Genomic DNA, 19,587 nt, shown 5'->3' with positions numbered 1-19,587 from the left:
TCGTCTATTATGTTCATAAATGTAGAATAACATTACGATTATATCATAGTTATCCTAGCATTGCACCCTTTTCTAAAAGAATATTAGATATCTAGAGTACTGTAAACGGCATTTTCTTCGATAAATTCTCGGCGAGGTTCAACCTTGTCTCCCATCAGCATATCGAAAATCTTATCGGCCTCTGCAGCATCATCCACAGAAACACGTGCCATCAAACGATTTTCAGGGTCCATGGTAGTTTCCCAAAGTTGGTGGTCATCCATTTCACCCAAACCTTTATAACGTTGTACTGTAGGTTTTGAACGTCCCACACTATACTTTTCAAAAGCAGCACGCAATTTGTCTTCTTGATCGGCACCAGGTTGGATGTATTCTTTAATCTCAGAACCAACCTTAACCCCATAAATTGGTGGTTGAGCAATGTAGACATAGCCTGCTTCCAAGACTGGACGCATAAAGCGGTAAATCAAAGTCAGAAGCAAAGTACGGATATGGGCCCCATCGACATCGGCATCGGTCATGATTACCAACTTGTGGTAACGAGCCTTGCTGACATCAAATTCAGCTCCAAAACCTGTTCCCATAGCTGTGAAGAGAGAACGAATTTCTTCATTGGCTAGAATCTTATCCATGCTAGCCTTTTCAACGTTCAAAATCTTACCTCGAATTGGCAGAATAGCTTGGAATTCACGGTTACGACCTGATTTAGCAGATCCACCAGCTGAGTCCCCTTCGACAATGAAAAGTTCATTCATTTCAGCATTATTTGATGAACAGTCTGCCAACTTCCCTGGAAGGTTAGAAATTTCAAGACCTGACTTCTTACGTGTCACTTCACGGGCACGCTTAGCGGCGATACGGGCCTTAGAAGCCAAAATCCCTTTTTCAACAATCTTCTTAGCGATAGCAGGATTTTCCAAGAGGAAGCGACTCAAAGCTTCACTGAAGAGACGATTGGTAATCTTAACCACTTCAGAGTTTCCAAGCTTGGTCTTGGTTTGACCTTCAAACTGTGGGTTTGGATGTTTAACAGAGATGATAGCAGTCAAACCTTCACGAACATCATCCCCTGTCAAATTATCATCTTTTTCTTTGAGAATCTTATTCTGACGTGCATAGTCATTAATGACACGCGTTAAGGCTGTTCGGAAACCTTGTTCGTGAGTACCACCCTCATGGGTGTGAATGTTGTTGGCAAAACTCATTACCGTTTCATGATAGCCAGTCGTATATTGCATAGCAACTTCAACCGAAATACCATCCATCTCACCATCAGTGTAGATAGGTTCATCAAAGATAACATCCTTATTTTCATTGATGTATTTCACATAGGATGTGATACCACCTTCGTAGTGATAATGTTTCTCTTGTTCGAGACCTTCACGCTTATCTGTGATAGAGATACGGAGCCCCTTGTTCAAAAAGGCTAATTCTTGGATACGTTTAGCCAATTTTCCAAAATCAAACTCGGTTGTCTCTTGGAAAATCTCTGGGTCTGGCGTAAAGTGAACAGTCGTACCATGTTTCTCTGTTTCACCAATTACTGCCAAATCTGCTACCACTACCCCACGTTTATACTCTTGGAAGTGGATATGGCCATTTTTATAAACCTTAACATCAAGTTGTGTTGAGAGGGCATTAACGACCGAAGAACCAACCCCGTGCAAACCACCAGAGACCTTATAACCGCCTCCGCCGAATTTACCACCAGCGTGAAGTACTGTAAAGACAGTTTCTACCGCAGGACGGCCAGTTTTTTCTTGGATATCGACTGGAATACCACGACCATCATCGACAACCGTAATAGAATTGTCCGGCTCGATAAAGACTTGAATATGAGTGGCGAAACCAGCCAAGGCCTCATCGATTGAGTTATCGACAATCTCCCATACCAAATGATGCAACCCCTCTTTTGAGGTTGAGCCAATATACATACCTGGGCGCATACGTACGGCTTCAAGTCCCTCTAAGACTTGAATCTGGCTGGCATCATATTCTTGCGCTTTTTCTTCAAGATTTTTTAATTCATCAGTCATTTATGTCACAATCTCCAATAATGATTTATGGCCGTCAACAAGCAAGGTATCCAGACCCGCTACTTTTCCTGCCTCTATATCTATCTGGCGGTCACCAATGACCAAGCCGTGTTTAATATCGTATTTTTTAATTAAATAAAGGAAACTATCTGGACTCGGCTTTCTAGCAAAACCATTTTCAGAAGTTACAACCTCTGTAAAATAAGAGGCAATTTCTGCTTTATCAAGGATGTCTAGCACCAAATGATTACGGTGGCTAACCAAAAAATTACGCCCACCCTCGGTCACAATCTTAGCTAGGACAGCCCTAGCACCTTCAAAAAGAACAGGTTCCTGTAAATGCTTGGCTTCCTCCTGCTTATATAGGGTTCGAAAATCAGCTATATCAGGCGCAAACATAGCAATGGCAGTACTCGTTGATACCTTAAGGGCATCATAGACTGCTTGAGGTTCTGCTGTACGCTCAAATTGTTCTAAAGTTGCTAGAAAGGCTTGGGTTGATACCTGGTAATTATCCAACAAGGTACCACCCAAATCCCAGATATAATCTCCATAATTCATAACCTTAATTATAACACAAAAGGTCAGATTTTGCTTGCTTTTCACAGCTAAAAAGGCTTGGAAAACCTATCCAAACCTTAATTTTTTATTTCAGAATCAAACTCGCCACAATAGGACTAATAAAGACATATAGAATCCCTGTTACAGCGATTGAGAGACCACCCATGGCACCTGCAACCTGACCATATCTGAAGGCAGTTCCTGTACCTACAGCGTGTCCGGTTCCTCCTAGTGAAAGTCCAATAGCGACTGGGTCTTTAATCCCAATCATTTTTAGAAAGACAGGACCTAAGACAGAGGTTAAGATACCCGTAATAACAACTACAACTAAAGTTACCGTCGTAATCCCCTGCATTTTTTCCGAAATTCCCACAGCCATGGCAGTCGTTACAGACTTAGGAAAGAGCGAAATAGCCAAAAAATAATCCATTCCAAAAAGCTTAGCAATCAAGGCCGTGTAAGTCGTATTTAGAACACAAGCAACCGTTGATCCAATTAGAATACTCTTATAGTGATGGCGCATGAGGTGTAGATTTTTATAAAAAGGAACTGCTAGCGCGACTGTTGAAGGAATAATCAAACTGTTAAGATAAGAGCCGCCGACATAGTAATCCTTGTAGGAAATTCCTGTATAGTGCAAAATGACGATAATCAGGGCAGTCGATACAAGAAGAGGCGTCGTCAAAGGATTAGGGAAACGGCGATAAATCAATAGCCCTAATGTGTAAGCTAGTACAGAAAGTGTTAGCCCAAACAAGGGTGTGTTAAAAAAATTAGCCACGTTTAACCTCCTCGTAATCACCTTCAAAATGTTTTTTGATGAAACCGACGACTACTGCAATCACTACAATATTAAGAACCAAGGCTCCCATAATAATCAAAATAATAGGGACAATATTCGCTGAAATAGCATTCCAACGTTCCATAATACCGACACCTGCTGGCAAAAATAGAATAGTCATATTGGCAATTAAAAATTCTGCCACAGCATGTATATGACGTAGACGAATCCACTTAAGCTGAAGAGCAATCAGAAGCAAGAATAAGCCAATAATGCTTCCAGGAATAGGTAATTTGAAGAATGTTGACAGAGCTTCACCAATAACGGCAAACAAACAAATCAACATGAATTGAACGTAGTATTTCACAACTTGCCTCCTAGGTTTAATCACCTATTAGTCTACTCCTTTTTTTTTGAATTTCAAGAGTTTTCAGTAAGTTCTTTTGAAATATTGAGATCCATAAATCAGCCCCTTTGAACATAAAAAAAACCAACCCAAAGGCTGGACTCTATCACAGATGCCACCACCGAGAATTGAACTCGGAACGGAGCATTACCATTGCTCTATTATACCATTTAACTATAGCGGCAACTGTTTTAATCTTACCATACTTCTATTTACTGTGGCAAGATTTTTTGCTTATTTTTTATAAATTTAAGTCTTGATAAGGCGTACGGTAACCAACCTGTAAAACCTTACCATCTTTAATCAAGATAGGACGTTTAATCAACATACCATCTGAAGCTAAGAGTTCAACAGCTTCATCAAGAGATAGCGTTGGTAGCTTATCCTTTAATCCTAGAGATCGGTAGGATTGTCCACTCGTATTAAAGAATTTCTTAAGCTCTAAATCTGACCCTGCCAAAAGCTCTTTTAAAAACTGAGCCGAAGGTGGGTTTTCCTTAATATTAATAGATTTAACATCTAAACCTAATTGATTGAGTTCCGCCTTTGCCTTACGACAAGTGCTACATTTGGGATATTCATAAAAAGTGTACATGTTTTTCTCCTTTTTTCTAGCATAAAATATCTGTCTAAGACTTGTCAAACCTAATGCCTTCTAAATGAAGTAAAAAACGCTTGACTTCTTCTCCTGCTGCATATTTTCCTATATGACCACTACTAGGAAGAACCCGATGACAAGGGACGAGAACCAACCATGGATTCTTACCAACAGCAGTTCCTACGGCCTGTGCCGATTGACATGAAATCACTTTTCCAATCTGACTATAGGTTCTACTCTGCCCCGCAGGAATGTCCTGTAAAGCTGACCAAACCTTTAACTGGAAGGAGGTCCCTCTATCTGCTAGAGGGAGGGTATCTGGACTTGGATTATTACCTTTAAAATAAGCCTCTAACCAATCCCTCGTCATTTTCAAGATAGGATTTGAGGTGTCTACTAATTCCTCTTCCTTAATACCTGCCTGAAAATGCTTTTGTCCCTCCAACCAAATGCCATAAAGCGCTTGGTCACTTGCCACCAAACACAAGCGTCCAATAGGAGATAAATAATACTGACGATAAAACATATATTTATTATAACAAAAAGACAGGAATCTCTTGTTCCTGTCAATTAACTCTTATTATTTACCTTTAATCAAACGCACACGAACGATATTGTCGCTAGCCTCAAACTTAGCAACCAATTCATCAATCTTAGACTTGTCTGTTTCATCAAGGTCAAGAAGTGTATAGGCATAGTCTCCCTTAGAACGGTTGATGATATTATCAATATTGATATTAAAATCAGAAACCGCTGTAGAGATACGAGCCACAATATTAGGCACGTTTTTATTAATCAAGGTGATACGGTATGGGGCACTCAAGGCCTGTTGCACACGTGGGAAGTTAACAGAGTTAACAATCTCACCTGTTTCCATGAAACGACGAATGGTTTGACCGGCCATAATCGCACAGTTAAGTTCTGCTTCACCTGTTGAGCCTCCAACGTGTGGGAAGACAGTCACATGAGGTTTATTAAGTAGCTCTTCTGTACCAAAGTCGGTGATATAACGTTTAACCACACCTGTTTCCAAAGCATCAAAGAGGGCATCGTTATCTACCAACTCTGCACGGGCAAAGTTAATGATAGTTGTCCCTTTTTGCATAAGGTTAAAGGCATCCGCATTGAAAGTTCCTTTTGTGTCAGGTGTCAATGGAACGTGAACAGTGATATAATCACAGTTTTCAAAAATCTCTTTGAGATCAGAAACACGTCTTACATGGTGAGAAATATTCCAAGCTGCTTCAATAGAAACGTATGGATCGTAACCATAGACCTTCATACCCAAACGGTAAGCATCATTGGCAATACGTGCACCAATAGCACCAAGCCCGATAACACCAAGGGTCTTACCAGCAATCTCGCTACCAGCAAACTGTTTCTTCCCTGCTTCAATTTGTTTAGGAACATCGTCACCACTAAGTGTGTTAACCCAAGCATTGGCCGCAATATAGTCACGTGCTGAGAGTAAGATAGAGGCCAGAACAGCTTCTTTAACAGCGTTAGCATTGGCACCTGGAGTATTGAAGACAACAATTCCTTTTTCAGTTGCTTCGTCAACTGGAATATTGTTAGTTCCTGCACCAGCACGCGCAATAGCTTTCAAGTTGTCAGGGAAGACGGTATTATGGAGATTTTGACTACGAATGATGTAGGCATCTGGATTTTCCGCTAAATCACCATCAATTTGGAAATGATTTCCAAGTTCCTTCAAACCAATCTGGTTAATATTGTTATATGTTTTTACACTAAATACCATAATTTTATTCCTCTTAAATCAATGTATCCCGTGGTGAGCTGCTTCATCAACTTCTTGATAAAAGGCTTTCTCACGCTTGGTTTTGATTTTCTGATAAGCAAGACGTTCACCATCAATAGGGACCTTGCCACAATAGACATAGCCAAGTTTCTCCAAAATATGCTGCATGATAAGATTCTTTTCATGTGTGTCGCAACGAAAATCATGAGCATCAGTTCCCTCAATAAGACCTTGAATAAAGGTTTGAGCGACCCTTTGACCCGTAACCTCAGTCAAAACAGCAACCCTATGGAAAGTAATGTAGCGCTTATTGTGATGTTTCCAGTCTCCATCATAGATTTTGTCGTAAGCAGGGTCTCCATCAGTAATCACCGCAGCATAAGAAACAATTTGACCATCAATGAGTCCTACATAGGCCTGTCCCTTAAGGACATCGTCGAAGATTGTTTCTTCAGTAGGGTAACCATCAGCTCCTTGCCATTGGGTGCTACCAGCTTCTACTAAAGCAGTTCTAGCACTCTCAATGACAGTCATAATAGCCCCAATTTCATTTGGAAAGGCTTGTCTAATTTCCATCTCTTTACCTAATTATTTATTTTCGGCTTCAAATTTCTTCATAAAGTCAATCAAATCAAGCACACCTTGGCGTGGGAAAGCATTATAAACACTAGCACGCATACCACCTACTGAACGGTGTCCTTTGATATTCTTGAAACCAAGAGCATCTGCTTCTGCTACAAACTTAGCATCCAACTCTTTACTTGGTGTGACGAATGGAATGTTGCAGACAGATCGATCCTTGGCATCTTTGACAGGGTTTGTGTAGAAATCAGATGACTCAATGTAATCGTAGAGAAGACCTGATTTTTCGCGTTGAATTTCAGCCATCTTGTCTACGCCACCAATTTCATTTTTAACCCAGTCAAAGACGAGTTTTGAAATATAGATGTTGAAACATGGTGGTGTATTGTAAAGTGATCCTGCCTCAGCTTGAATACGGTAATCCAACATGGCAGACAATTGTGGCTGGTCATTTAGGAAGTCCTCACGAACGATAACTACTGTTACACCAGCTGGTCCAATATTTTTTTGAGCACCAGCGTAGATAAGGGCAAAGTCCTCAACATTGTAGCGAGCAGCCAAAATATTTGAAGACATATCAGCTACAATTGGCACACCGTTAGTATCAGGCAAATCGTAGATAGCTGTACCTTCAATGGTATTGTTCGTTGTCAAGTGAACATAGGCAGCTTCTGGATCAATTGTTGCTGGGTCAAAACTTGGGATGTGATCGTAAACAGTTTCTTCTGAAGAGGCCAAAAGAATTGGTTCGAAAGGAATGGTTTTTGAAAGTTTAACAGCTTCTGTATAAGCTTTTTTACCCCATGAACCACCTACAAGGTAGTAAGCTTTCTTACCTTGAGCGAGGTTAAGTGGGACCATTGTAAATTGTGTTGAAGCACCACCTTGCAAGAAAATAACCTTATAGTTATCAGGAATGGCCATGAGCTCACGAAGTGTCGCTTCCGCATCTTTAACGATCTTGTCAAATTCTGGAGAACGGTGGGACATTTCTAGCACGGACATACCGGAATCTTGATAGTTAAGCAATTCAGCCTGCGCTTTTTCAAGCACTGGTTTTGGTAATGTAGCAGGTCCTGCTGAGAAATTATAAATTGTCATAAAGACACCTCCAAAATTTTAATGGTCCCATTATAGCGAATTTTCTGAATATTGTAAAGTCCTAACAGTAAAAAACGAACGGAATTAACCGCTCATCTTTAAAAAGTTAGGTATTTTATGTATATTTTTATCAGCATTTGATTTTAGTATCCGTTTATTTCTGCTTAAGAAAATAAGCTGCTCCAATCAGATTAGCTCCATTATGATGATGACAGGCCACAATCTTCGGACGTTTAATAATTTTACCAATAAAGTCAATCTCATGGTGAACCTTATCAAACTGGCGGTTGACCTCCTCGATAAGAATAGGCTGGGCTGAAATACCACCTCCAATAACAAAGGTTTCCATATCAAAAATGGTTTGAAGATTCAAAATGGTAATGGCTAAGTTACGGCAATAGCTTTCAAAAAGTGGATAGACCATTTTATCTCCTACATTAATTGCCTCAAATGCGGCTAAACCATTCTTTAAGTCAGAGTTACCTAACACTTCATTAATTTTGGTAATTAAACCTACAGCTGACAGAGTCACGCCTCGCATCAATGAAGGCTCAACTTTTTCCATTTGAACTGGTAAAATAAAGGTCAACTCGCCCGCTTGAAAGTGACTTCCTTGAAAAAGTTTACCATTAATTATAAGTCCACCACCAAGGCCTGAACCCAAAACAAGGGCTGCACCATTGGTCACTCCTTGCAAATGACCTGTGGCTAGCTCTGCCAAGGCTGCCGCTTTACCATCATTAAGAGCCATTACAGGCAAATGGTACTTGGCTTCAAGGACCTCTTTAATACGAAAACCATGGAAATATCTCAATAAGCCACCATGATAAATGACACCTTCCTCAGTATCAACCGTCCCAGGAACACTAATAGCAATACCTGATAGCTTGGCTTCAACTGAAGTAACTATATGATCAATAACATCAATAGCTTGGTTCAAGGTTTGTGGAGATGACTGCGTCGGCAGACTTTTTTCAATGGCAAACTCCTCCAAAACAAGTGCTGACTTTACCTGTGTTCCTCCAAAATCAATCGCTAAAATCGTCATAATCATCCTCCACAGATTGTTTTTCGTCATTATAGCATAAAAGAGGTAATAGTAGAAAAAACGGTTTCAAAATGCTATCATAAACTTACAGAATTAGATAAAAGGAGTATCTCACATGACTAAATTTCTACACACTTGTGTCCGTGTCAAGGACCTAGAAGCCTCACTTAAATTTTATAAAGAAGCTCTTGGTTTCAAAGAAGCTCGTCGAAATGATTTTCCAGAATATAAGTTCACCCTTGTCTACTTGCAACTCGAAGATGATCCTGATTACGAGTTGGAATTAACCTACAATTATGACCACGAAGCCTATGATTTAGGAGATGGGTACGGTCATATCGCTGTTGGTGTCGATGATTTAGAAGCTACACATCAAGCTCACAAAGAGGCTGGATACACTGTTACAGACCTCTCAGGTCTTCCTGGTAAACCAAAAATGTATTACTTTATCACTGATCCAGATGGCTATAAGATTGAAGTTATTCGTTTGGCTCAATTCCTAGAAAAATAAATCAAAAAAAGTCAGATCGTATAGATCTGGCTTTTTTTGTGCTTAATTTTTATTATCTGCTTTCAAGGCTGACAAAATTTGGGTACGAATATCATCCACACCGTTTGGATTATTTGGCAAGAATAAGGTTTGATTTCCTTTCGCCGCAAAAGTATTAAGGGTATCCAAATATTGGTTAGTCAAGAGAATAGACATAATTTGCTCTTCAGACATCCCCACATTAGCCTCTTTTAGTTCTGCAATAGATTCAGCCAATCCATCAACGATAGCCTTACGTTGTTGGGCAATACCAACACCATGAAGACGATCTTTTTCAGCTTCGGCTTCGGCTGCTGTGACAATCTTGATTTTATCAGCTTCTGCCAATTCTTGGGCTGCTACACGCTTACGTTGGGCAGCATTGATTTCGTTCATAGACTGCTTAACTTCAGCATCTGGTTCAACTTTGGTAATCAAGGTCTTAACAATGATATAACCATAAGTTGTCATTTCTTCGGCCACTTGGTGTTGAACCTCAAGGGCAATCTCATCCTTTTTCTCAAAAAGCTCATCGAGTGTCAACTTCGGAACTGATGAACGAAGAGCATCCTCAATGTATGATTTAATTTGAGCCTCTGGACGCATGAGTTTATAGTAAGCATCTGTAACATTTTGCTCATTTACACGATACTGAGTAGCCACATTCATCATAACAAAGACATTGTCCTTGGTCTTGGTTTCGACCACAATCTCACTTTGAAGCAAACGTAGTTGAATACGAGCGGCAATTTTATCGATACCAAATGGCAAACGCATATGAATCCCACTCGTTGCGATTTTTTGATAACGTCCAAAACGTTCAACGATAGCTACTGACTGTTGACGTACGACATAAAGCATACTGATGAGAATTCCCAAGATAATCAAGAATGAAATCAGTAAAAAGAGAAATGCTGCTTGCATGTTAAGTCCTCCAAAATAAACATTAAAAATTTCTTTGTTTTATTATAGCACAGCAATACAATTTTTCAAGAAAAATAGTATGGCTTGTTCGGAATAGTGTAAAGTAGACACTTTCTTAATCTCTTATGTGTCAGCACTCCTGAAATCTTGGAAACTCTTGTTAATCGAGAGACTTGTACGCAACAGGCGAGACTTTTCGATGTAAGAAAAAGACTGAAACTATTGCGTTTCAGCCTCTCCGTAATTTTAAAATAAAATCGTTTGAAGAACCGTTTTAGATTGCATCTAAAACTTAGGTCTCAAAAATCTTATTTACGATACATCTTAACTTGAAGGTAAATATCGTTATAGATTCCTAGCCACTTTTGACCTAGGTTATTATAGACTTCAAGGTTTTTAATGGTTGATTCTGATGGGTAAAAGGCCTTATCATCCGTAATACTCTTTGGAAGTAAGGCTTTGGCTGCCTCGTTAGGTGTGGCATAACCAATATATTCAGCATTTTGCGCTGCATTTTCCGGTTTAAGCATGAAGTTGATAAGGGCATAAGCTTCCTTCTCATGCTTCACAGTTTTAGGAATCACTAGATTGTCAAACCAAAGATTTGAGCCTTCTGATGGGACAACGTAACGTAGGTCCTCATTTTTATCAAGCATCTCACTGGCTTCCCCTGAGAAGGTTACTCCAATAGCCGCATCACCTTGAACCATGTAGCCCTTCATCTCATCACCCACAATAGCTTTGATATTTGGTGTCAGACTATTAAGTTTAGTTTCAGCCAAACGTAATTCAGTCATATTCTTCGTATTCAAGCTATATCCCAGGCTATTAAGTGAGAAACCAAGGACTTCTCGCGCGCCATCAACCAGCATAATCTGGTTTCTGTATTCGGGTGACCAAAGATCATTCCAGTGCTGAGGTGCTTTTTTCACCAATTTCGTATTATAGACGATTCCGACTGTCCCCCAAAAATAAGGGATAGAATAGTCATTATTAGGATCGAAACTAAGCCCCTTAAAACTTGAGCCAATCTGATCAAAGCCATGGATTTTAGATTTATCCAACTTCACCAAAAGGTCTTCCTTGACCATTTTATCAATGGTGTAGTCTGACGGCACAGCAATGTCGTATGTCGTACCACCTTGCTTAATCTTAGTATACATAGCTTCGTTGGAATCAAAGGTTTCATACTGGACCTTGATGCCCGTTTCTTTAGTGAACTTGGCCAAGAGGTCTGGATCAATATAATCACCCCAGTTATAAATAACAAGCTTGTCCGACACATTTCCTGTACGGCTTTGCATGTAGGCAGAAATTCCCCAAAGGAAGAAAATAATTGCTAAAATCCCTGCCAGAAATTGATAGAGTTTACGCATCGTGCTCCTCCTTTCTCTCCTTGGTAATCATATAATATCCAATGACTAGAAGAATAGAGAACAAGAAGACAACCGTTGATAGGGCATTGATTTCCAAGGAAATCCCTTTACGGGCACGTGAGTATATTTCCACAGCAAGTGTTGAAAAACCATTCCCCGTAACAAAGAAGGTTACTGCGAAGTCATCCAAAGAATAGGTAAAGGCCATGAAATAACCAGCGATAATACCAGGTGTCAAGTATGGCAACATAACCTCACGTAACATCTGCCATTGGGTCGCACCCAGGTCATAAGCTGCATTCACCATGTCTCGATTCATTTCCTTGAGACGTGGTAAAACCATGAGAACCACGATTGGGATTGAGAAGGCAATGTGACTCAACAAAACCGATACAAAACCGAGTTGGAAACCTATCAAGGTAAAGAGAATCAAGAAACTCGCACCAATCATGACGTCTGGTGCAACCATGAGTACGTTATTTAGAGATAAAATCCCAGTCTGTTGCTTCTGTTTACTCTCATAGATAAAGATAGACCCAAAGGTACCAATAATCGTCGCCAGAAGAGCACTAAGGAAAGCTAAAAAGAAGGTTTGAGCCAGAATTAACATGAGTCGGCTATCTGAAAACATGCTCTGGTAGTTATCCAGAGTAAAGCCAGTGAAGCTATTCATATCACCACCACTATTGAAAGAATAGGCGATTAAATAGAAGATTGGCAAATAAAGGATAACAAAGACAAGAGCTAAATAGAGATTTGCAAATTTTTTCATTGACGTCTCTCCTTTGTTAACCACATGGTCGCAATCATGGCAGCAATAAGAACAACACCAATGGTTGCCCCCATTCCCCAGTTTTGTGTCGTTAGGAAGTGCTGTTCAATAGCTGTTCCTAGGGTGATAACTCGGTTACCTCCGATCAAGCGTGTCAGCATAAAGAGGCTGAGACTAGGAATAAAGACAGACTGGACACCAGAGCGTACCCCATTGAGCGATAAAGGAAAAATAACCTTGGTAAAGGTCTGCCAATCATTGGCTCCCAAATCTTTACTCGCATTCACAATATTTTCATCCAAATCATCCAGTGCATTGAAAATCGGTAGAATCATAAAGGGAATTTCAATGTAGCTAGCCACAAAAATGAAGGAGAAATCCGTAAAGAGAATTTGCATGGGTGCAATCCCAAAGAAGCCGAGAAAGGCATTGATACCACCTTGTTGCCCAAAAATCCCCATAAAAGCATAGGCTTTCAGAAGGAGATTGACCCAGGTTGGCAAAATGACCAACATCAACCAAAGTTGCTTATGCTTTAGTCTGGTTAAAAGATATGCCGTCGGATAAGAAATGAGAAGGGTTACCAGAGTAATGATGGCTGCATAAAGAACCGAGTTAAAACTCATCCTTAAGTAAGTCCAACTGGAAAAGAAGGTACCATAATTGTCCAAAGTAAAGTTGCCACTGATATCAAAGAAAGACTGATAGAGTAGCATGAGTACTGGAGCAACCACGAAGAGTAGGAGCCAAAGGAGGTAAGGAACCGAGAAGAGGCTAGCTGTTTTCTTCATAGCGCTCCTCCTCAATGGCATTAATCAAGCCATCTTCATGCTCTTCCACTTCCACATATTCTTCAATACGTGCATCGAATTCTTCTTCTGTCTCATTAAGACGCATGATATGAATATCCTCAGGCGTAAAATCAAGACCGATAATCTCACCCTCAATCGCCTTACGGGTTGAATGAATCATCCATTCATTACCAAGATTGTCATAGGCAATGATTTCATAGTGGACCCCACGGAAGAGCTGAGTTTCCACGCGAACTTGCAATTTGCCTTCCTCAGGAAGTGTAATCTGTAAATCTTCAGGGCGAATCACCACTTCGACAGGTTCATTAGGACGCATTCCTCCATCAACAGATTCAAAACGTTTCCCATTGAACTCAACCAAATAGTCCTCAATCATAACGCCTGGTAGGATGTTAGATTCTCCAATAAAGGTTGCAACGAAGTGATTGATTGGTTCGTCATAGATATCAACCGGAGTTCCTGATTGAACAATTTCACCATCATTCATAACAAAAATCCAGTCCGACATGGCCAAGGCCTCTTCTTGGTCGTGAGTGACAAAGACAAAAGTAATCCCTAAACGTTGTTGCAATTCGCGCAACTCGTATTGCATTTCAGTACGTAGTTTCAAATCCAGTGCCGACAAAGGCTCATCCAAAAGGACTACACGGGGTTGGTTAATAATCGCACGAGCAATAGCCACACGTTGACGTTGACCACCTGATAATTTTTGAATCGAGCGCTTTTGATAACCATTTAGTTGAACCATCTTTAAGGCTTCTTCTACACGCTCTTCAATTTCCTTTTTAGGCACCTTTTTCAATTTAAGAGCAAAAGCCACATTGTCAAAGACATTCATATGTGGAAAGAGGGCATAAGATTGGAAAACGGTGTGAACATCCCTTTTATTGATAGGAATATCATTGATACGTTTTCCATCCAAAAGGACGTCGCCACTGGTCGCATCTAAGAGACCTGCAATGATGTTCAAAATCGTTGATTTACCAGAACCAGAAGCCCCAAGAAGGGTATAGAACTCACCTTCTTCTAGTTCAAAGTTGATGTCTTTTAAAACTTGTGTGCCACTGTCTTCAAACACTTTTGAGACGTTTCGAAAGGCAATAATCGGATTAGTCAATTGTCATAAATCCTCCATGGATAGCAAATATAGGGATAGGGTTTTATTAGTTTAATTCGTCGCCAATGATACGTACTTCAGGCTCTAGTGTAACACCTGAATTTTCCTTAACCTTAGCGATAACATCTGAAATAAGGTCTTCATAGTCTTTTGCTGTTCCTTGATCGACATTGACCATGAAACCAGCATGCTTAGTCGAAACCTCAACACCACCGATACGATGTCCCTTGAGGTTGGCTTCCATAATCAGCTGACCTGCAAAGTGACCTGGTGGGCGTTTAAAGACCGAACCACACGAAGGGTATTCAAGAGGTTGTTTAAGCTCTCGCAAATGATTGAGACGATTCATCTCATTCTTGATTTGCTCGTAGTCTCCTGGTTTGAGGTTAAATTTAGCTGAAATAACCACTTCACCTGTTTCTTGGAGCACCGAACGACGATAACCAAAACGCATATCTCTTGCATCAATCGTACGAATATCACCGTCTTTTGTAAGAACCTGAGCAGAAACCAAGATATGGGCAATCTCACCACCATAGGCACCCGCATTCATAAAGACGGCACCACCAACACTACCTGGAATCCCCGCTGCAAATTCAAAACCAGTCAAACTTTGGAAACGAGCCACCTTGGTTGTCGCAATCAAATTAGCCCCCGCTTCAGCTTCAATTTGATAACCATTAACAGCAATACCATTAAGTCTGTCAAACATAATCACAAAACCTCTGATACCACCGTCACGGACAATCAAATTACTGGCATTACCGAGCACCATCCAAGGAATGTCATGCTTATTAGCAAATTTGACAATACGAGAGAGTTCATAGCGGTTACGTGGAAAGGCCAAATAATCCGCTGGACCACCAACCTTGGTATATGTATAACGTTTTAAGGGTTCGTCGAAACGAATATCAATCCCCACTAAATCTTCTTTAAGTTCATCTAACATGTTATTTTCCATACTTTTTCTATACATTTATTTCTTTGTAGGTATCGTGATAGACTTCCCCATATTACTATCACTACCTAAAAATGAGTTAGCATTTTTCCTAAAAATTAAAAGAAAAATACGGCAAAAAGCCAAGATTAATTATAGCAAAAAATCCCCATCTTGACGACAAGGAATTTCACGCAAAACTAATCCATAACTTCCAATTTACGGACATCACTAGTGTTTAATTGACTCAAATATTTTTTGTAGGCTTGGCCAGTTTTAGGGTCAGCCAAATCATCTGCTATTTCTATCAAGGGAACCAAAACAAAAGCTCTCTGACTCATATAAGGATGGGGCACTTTAAGGTGCTCAGTCTCCCAGATTTCCTGCCCATATAGAAGAATATCAATATCTACTGTCCGAGGCCCCCAATGCTCATGACGAACGCGATCAAGGTCTTTTTCAATCTGCTGACATGACCTTAGTAAGGTTTCAGCTGGCAACTGAGTCTCTAAGAGCAAGGCAAGGTTCAAAAAATCAGCCTGTTCTGTCAGTCCCCAAGCAGCCGTTTCATAATAGGAAGACACTGCTTTAACCTCTGTCTCAGGTAAGTCATTCAAGGCCTCCACAGCTTTTTGGAGATAGTCCTGACGATCACCCATATTAGATCCCAAACTCAAATAAACTCTTGTCATCGGCTACGCTCCAATTCAATACCAACACTCTTATAATGCCCATTAATTGGTGGATTTTCCTTGGTAATTCGAACTTTAATAGATTGAATAGGTGCAAATTGTTCAAATAAATCCTCACAAATCGCACCCGCCAAACGCTCAATCAAAATGTACTTTTTATCTTCCGCTTGTTTTTGCACGGCTTCGAAAACCAAACCATAGTGAACCGTATCATCTAGATTGTCACTCTGTGAAGCCCTAGTTAGATCAACAGTCAATTCCAAATCAACCACAAAAATTTGCCCTAGGGTCTGCTCCTCAGCAAAAGCCCCGTGATAACCATAAAAACGGCAACCATTTAAAATAATTTTATCCATAGTTTCTCCTTAAGACACTAGACTCTTCTTTATTCTAGCACAAAACAGTTGAAAAGTTGGTCTCTAATTAGTATGATATTTTAGACAAATCTGAAATTAGTGTATTTACACTTTATGCAATCGATTGCATAATTCTTCTGATTTGGTAAAATATAGACACAGGAGCTAAAAAGAAACTCCTGAATTATAAGCAAGACTATCTCAACTAATAAGGAAAAAACTATGACAAATCAAACCGCAATGCAATATTTTGAATGGTATCTCCCAAGTGACGGACAACACTGGAACAATTTGGCTGAAGATGCCCAACATTTAGCAGACCTGGGCATCAGCCACGTTTGGATGCCACCTGCTTTTAAGGCTACCAACAAAGATGATGTTGGTTACGGAGTCTATGACCTCTTTGACCTTGGAGAATTCGACCAAAAAGAAACTGTCCGCACCAAATACGGCCTTAAAGAAGAGTATCTCAATGCTATCAACCAACTCAAAGAAGTTGGTATTGTACCTATGGCCGACGTTGTGCTTAACCACAAGGCAGCAGCCGATAAACTCGAGACCTTCGAAGTGGTCGAAGTTGACCCAGAGGATCGTACCCAAGAAATCAGCGAACCATTTGAGATCGAAGGCTGGACACACTTCACCTTTGACGGACGCAATAAAGCCTACAACGATTTTGAATGGCACTGGTACCACTTTAACGGAACTGACTTCGATGCTAAACGTAATAAAAGTGGTATCTATCTTATCCAAGGTGACAACAAAGGTTGGGCAGACAACGACTTGGTTGACAATGAGAATGGTAACTTTGACTATCTTATGTATGCTAACCTAGACTATAAACACCCTGAAGTTATTGAAAACATTTACGAATGGGCGGATTGGTTCGTTGAAACAACAGGTGTTCAAGGATTCCGCATGGATGCAATCAAGCACATCGATTCATTCTTCATGCGTAACTTTATCCGTGATGTCAAAGAAAAACAAGGTCAAGACTTCTATGTCTTTGGTGAATTTTGGAATGGTAACGAAGAGGATAACAATACCTATCTTGAAAAGATTGAAAAACGTTTTGACCTCGTTGATGTTTCCCTTCACAACAATCTACACAACGCTAGCACAGCTGGAGCTGATTATGATTTAACAACAATTTTCGATCATTCTTTGGTCAAAAATCATCCTGAACATGCCGTGACCTTCGTAGACAACCACGACACTCAACGCGGACAAGCTCTAGAATCTACTGTTGAAGAATGGTTTAAACCAGCTGCTTATGCTCTCATTCTTCTCCGTGAAGACGGTCTTCCTTGCCTATTTTATGGTGACTACTATGGCATCGAAGGTGAATTTGCCCAAGAAAATTTCCAAGAAATCCTAGATACTTTGCTCTACGCTCGTAAAGACCTTGCTTACGGAGAGCAAACAGACTACTTTGATGATCCAAACTGTATTGGATGGACACGCTCTGGCAACGAAGATGGCGCTCCATTAGCTGTAACAATCTCTAATGATGCTGCTAACAGCAAGTCTATGGAAATTGGTAGTGATTGGGCTGGACAAACCTTCTATGACATTCTTGGAAACTGCTCTGATACTGTAACCATTGACGAAGACGGATGGGGAGACTTCCCAGTTTCTGAAAAATCTGTCAGCGTTTGGACAATTCAAGACTAAGAAAAAAAGCTCAATCGAGCTTTTTTTAGTATCATAAAATCCCTAAAATGGTCTTAACAATATCACGATTGGCATCAACATTATGCACACGGACAATCTGACAGCCCTTGCTAACAGCATAGCCAGATAGAGCAGCCGTTCCCTGATCACGGTCCTTAGCTTGGGTATTTCCACCTAGTAGGTAGTCCACAACACGCTTACGAGAAATCCCAAAAAGAACAGGATAGCCCAAGGCAACGACCTTACCCAAACCTTTTAGCAGGTCAATATTGTGTTGGACATTTTTCGCAAAGCCAAAACCTGGATCAATCCAGATATTGTCCTTGGCCACTCCTGCTTCCAAGGCGGCCTGGGCTCGTTGACTGAGGAATGTACAGACATCTTCTGTGACATCATTGTATACTTCTTCTTTTTGATTATGCATGAGAATAATCGGCACATTCTTTTCAGCTGCTAAAGCTAGCATCTGACCATCATAGAGTCCAGCCCAGACGTCATTTAGAATATCTGCCCCTGCTTCAAGAGCAGCTCTGGCAGTAGCTGTCTTATAGGTATCAATACTGATGAGCACATCATATTTTGCCTTGATAGCCTGAATAACTGGCACGATACGAGCAATCTCTTCTTCCTCGGTCACAAATTCTGCTCCTGGTCTTGTAGATTCGCCACCTACATCGATAACGGCTGCTCCCTGGGCAATCATACGCTCAACCTGAGCCAACGCATCCTCTACAGTGTCAAAATCGCCACCATCTGAGAAAGAATCAGGGGTGACATTCAAGATTCCCATAATACAGGCCTTACCTGCAATCTCATGTTTGCCAATAAACATCTTAACTCCTAAAAATCACGCATCAATGAAAGAATTTCCTTGCGTTCTTCACGGTCTTCTTTATAAAGGCCCTTAGCGACAGTTGTGATTGTCTTACTTCCTGGTTTCTTAATTCCTCGCATGGTCATGCACATGTGCTCTGCTTCAACCATGACAAAAACTCCTCGAGGATTCAGAGCTTCTTCAAGTGCTGTAGCAACTTGATCTGTAAGGCGTTCTTGCAACTGCGGACGACGAGCAGCTACTTCAACGGCACGCGCTAATTTGGAAAGTCCTGTCACCTTGTCTCCACTTGGCAAATAAGCCACATGGGCCTTACCATAAAATGGAACCAAATGGTGCTCACACATAGAGTAAAAAGGAATATCCTTGACAAGGACAACTTCGTCATGGACTTCTGAAAAGACAGCTGTAAATTGATCCTTAGGGTCTTCATTTAGACCTGAAAACATTTCAGCATACATCTTAGCCACACGTTTTGGTGTGTCCAAAAGTCCCTCACGCTCAGGATTTTCACCTAGAGCTTCCAATAGTTGATAGACTGCTTGTTCTACTTTTTCTTGATTTGCCATAATTTCCTCTTGCAACGTTATAATACTATCTATTATACCTTATTTTGCTGGATTTTTCTTGCAAAAAATAAGATTTCCTAGCTACCTAAATCTCAAAAAAAGCGAAGACCACCTTTCATATA

22 protein-coding genes and 1 tRNA gene are annotated in these 19,587 nt (G+C 40.5%); 2 read left to right on the top strand and 21 right to left on the bottom strand.

The genetic code is table 11. The annotated features are described in order from the left end of the window. Nucleotides 1-83 precede the first annotated feature (83 nt). The 11 genes from gyrB to O3670_RS00640 form a co-directional block, all read right to left on the bottom strand. Complete coding sequence (gene gyrB, locus O3670_RS00690) at nt 84-2,036, bottom strand: DNA topoisomerase (ATP-hydrolyzing) subunit B (RefSeq protein WP_195413465.1); 1,953 nt, start codon at nt 2,034-2,036, stop codon at nt 84-86. Next, on the bottom strand, nt 2,037-2,597 hold the full coding sequence (locus tag O3670_RS00685) for an HAD-IA family hydrolase (protein WP_048673773.1): 561 nt from the start codon (nt 2,595-2,597) through the stop codon (nt 2,037-2,039). An 85-nt stretch (nt 2,598-2,682) separates the two neighbouring features. After that, nucleotides 2,683-3,378 (bottom strand): LrgB family protein, encoded by a 696-nt coding sequence (locus O3670_RS00680; RefSeq protein WP_037598330.1) that lies wholly within the window; start codon nt 3,376-3,378, stop codon nt 2,683-2,685. Then, nucleotides 3,371-3,745 (bottom strand): CidA/LrgA family protein, encoded by a 375-nt coding sequence (locus O3670_RS00675; protein ID WP_037598332.1) that lies wholly within the window; start codon nt 3,743-3,745, stop codon nt 3,371-3,373. The genes O3670_RS00680 and O3670_RS00675 overlap by 8 nt, the downstream gene beginning before the upstream one ends. 152 nt (nt 3,746-3,897) lie before the next feature. After that, nucleotides 3,898-3,968, bottom strand: a tRNA-Thr gene (locus O3670_RS00670). 57 nt (nt 3,969-4,025) lie between these two features. After that, nucleotides 4,026-4,379: an arsenate reductase family protein gene (locus O3670_RS00665; protein WP_037598335.1), complete on the bottom strand. Its 354-nt coding sequence runs from the start codon at nt 4,377-4,379 to the stop codon at nt 4,026-4,028. A gap of 34 nt (nt 4,380-4,413) precedes the next feature. Continuing rightward, nucleotides 4,414-4,908, bottom strand: a complete 495-nt coding sequence (locus tag O3670_RS00660; protein ID WP_070576752.1) for a methylated-DNA--[protein]-cysteine S-methyltransferase — start codon at nt 4,906-4,908, stop codon at nt 4,414-4,416. Between the two features lie 54 nt (nt 4,909-4,962). Further along, complete coding sequence (locus tag O3670_RS00655) at nt 4,963-6,141, bottom strand: 3-phosphoglycerate dehydrogenase family protein (protein WP_060972623.1); 1,179 nt, start codon at nt 6,139-6,141, stop codon at nt 4,963-4,965. A gap of 18 nt (nt 6,142-6,159) precedes the next feature. Continuing rightward, complete coding sequence (locus O3670_RS00650) at nt 6,160-6,717, bottom strand: GNAT family N-acetyltransferase (protein WP_371595671.1); 558 nt, start codon at nt 6,715-6,717, stop codon at nt 6,160-6,162. Between the two features lie 12 nt (nt 6,718-6,729). Beyond that, a complete protein-coding gene (gene serC, locus O3670_RS00645; protein WP_002891515.1) occupies nt 6,730-7,824 on the bottom strand; it encodes a 3-phosphoserine/phosphohydroxythreonine transaminase in 1,095 nt (364 codons plus the stop codon). A 154-nt stretch (nt 7,825-7,978) separates the two neighbouring features. Next, on the bottom strand, nt 7,979-8,872 hold the full coding sequence (locus O3670_RS00640; RefSeq protein ID WP_371595670.1) for an ROK family protein: 894 nt from the start codon (nt 8,870-8,872) through the stop codon (nt 7,979-7,981). Nucleotides 8,873-8,987: 115 nt separating this feature from the next. Here O3670_RS00640 and gloA point away from each other — a divergent pair, with 115 nt between their 5' ends. Continuing rightward, nucleotides 8,988-9,383, top strand: a complete 396-nt coding sequence (gloA, locus tag O3670_RS00635; RefSeq protein ID WP_002891517.1) for a lactoylglutathione lyase — start codon at nt 8,988-8,990, stop codon at nt 9,381-9,383. Between the two features lie 42 nt (nt 9,384-9,425). Here the strand turns inward: gloA and O3670_RS00630 are convergent, their stop codons facing one another. The 8 genes from O3670_RS00630 to folB all read right to left on the bottom strand — a co-directional run bounded on the left by O3670_RS00630 (nt 9,426) and on the right by folB (nt 16,387). Then, complete coding sequence (locus tag O3670_RS00630; protein ID WP_002891518.1) at nt 9,426-10,325, bottom strand: SPFH domain-containing protein; 900 nt, start codon at nt 10,323-10,325, stop codon at nt 9,426-9,428. 308 nt (nt 10,326-10,633) lie between these two features. Continuing rightward, on the bottom strand, nt 10,634-11,701 hold the full coding sequence (locus tag O3670_RS00625) for an ABC transporter substrate-binding protein (protein ID WP_371595669.1): 1,068 nt from the start codon (nt 11,699-11,701) through the stop codon (nt 10,634-10,636). After that, the gene (locus O3670_RS00620; protein ID WP_037598343.1) at nt 11,694-12,473 is read right to left on the bottom strand and encodes an ABC transporter permease; all 780 of its coding nucleotides are present in this window, start codon (nt 12,471-12,473) and stop codon (nt 11,694-11,696) included. The genes O3670_RS00625 and O3670_RS00620 overlap by 8 nt, the downstream gene beginning before the upstream one ends. Further along, on the bottom strand, nt 12,470-13,264 hold the full coding sequence (locus tag O3670_RS00615) for an ABC transporter permease (protein ID WP_048673786.1): 795 nt from the start codon (nt 13,262-13,264) through the stop codon (nt 12,470-12,472). Before O3670_RS00615 ends, O3670_RS00620 begins: the two co-directional genes overlap by 4 nt. Then, nucleotides 13,248-14,402: an ABC transporter ATP-binding protein gene (locus O3670_RS00610; protein WP_371595668.1), complete on the bottom strand. Its 1,155-nt coding sequence runs from the start codon at nt 14,400-14,402 to the stop codon at nt 13,248-13,250. The genes O3670_RS00615 and O3670_RS00610 overlap by 17 nt, the downstream gene beginning before the upstream one ends. Nucleotides 14,403-14,448: 46 nt before the next feature. After that, nucleotides 14,449-15,351: a UDP-N-acetylmuramate dehydrogenase gene (gene murB, locus O3670_RS00605; RefSeq protein WP_060972618.1), complete on the bottom strand. Its 903-nt coding sequence runs from the start codon at nt 15,349-15,351 to the stop codon at nt 14,449-14,451. A gap of 188 nt (nt 15,352-15,539) precedes the next feature. After that, the gene (gene folK / locus O3670_RS00600; RefSeq protein WP_073685691.1) at nt 15,540-16,031 is read right to left on the bottom strand and encodes a 2-amino-4-hydroxy-6-hydroxymethyldihydropteridine diphosphokinase; all 492 of its coding nucleotides are present in this window, start codon (nt 16,029-16,031) and stop codon (nt 15,540-15,542) included. Next, nucleotides 16,028-16,387 (bottom strand): dihydroneopterin aldolase, encoded by a 360-nt coding sequence (folB, locus tag O3670_RS00595; RefSeq protein ID WP_073685692.1) that lies wholly within the window; start codon nt 16,385-16,387, stop codon nt 16,028-16,030. Before folB ends, folK begins: the two co-directional genes overlap by 4 nt. Nucleotides 16,388-16,609: 222 nt before the next feature. On the opposite strand from folB, the gene O3670_RS00590 reads away from it, so the two are divergent. After that, nucleotides 16,610-18,061, top strand: coding sequence for an alpha-amylase (locus O3670_RS00590; protein ID WP_038676594.1), 1,452 nt, complete (start codon nt 16,610-16,612; stop codon nt 18,059-18,061). Between the two features lie 31 nt (nt 18,062-18,092). Here O3670_RS00590 and folP read toward each other — a convergent pair whose 3' ends face one another. Further along, nucleotides 18,093-18,893 (bottom strand): dihydropteroate synthase, encoded by an 801-nt coding sequence (folP, locus tag O3670_RS00585; RefSeq protein WP_002884425.1) that lies wholly within the window; start codon nt 18,891-18,893, stop codon nt 18,093-18,095. 8 nt (nt 18,894-18,901) lie between these two features. Next, nucleotides 18,902-19,465, bottom strand: a complete 564-nt coding sequence (folE, locus tag O3670_RS00580; RefSeq protein WP_002884345.1) for a GTP cyclohydrolase I FolE — start codon at nt 19,463-19,465, stop codon at nt 18,902-18,904. Nucleotides 19,466-19,587: the final 122 nt, after the last annotated feature.

It is taken from the genome of Streptococcus sp. 27098_8_74, assembly GCF_041431705.1.
GTDB lineage: Bacteria > Bacillota > Bacilli > Lactobacillales > Streptococcaceae > Streptococcus > Streptococcus salivarius_E.
Note: the sequence above shows the minus strand (reverse complement) of the source record. Positions and strands in the feature narration are given on the sequence as shown.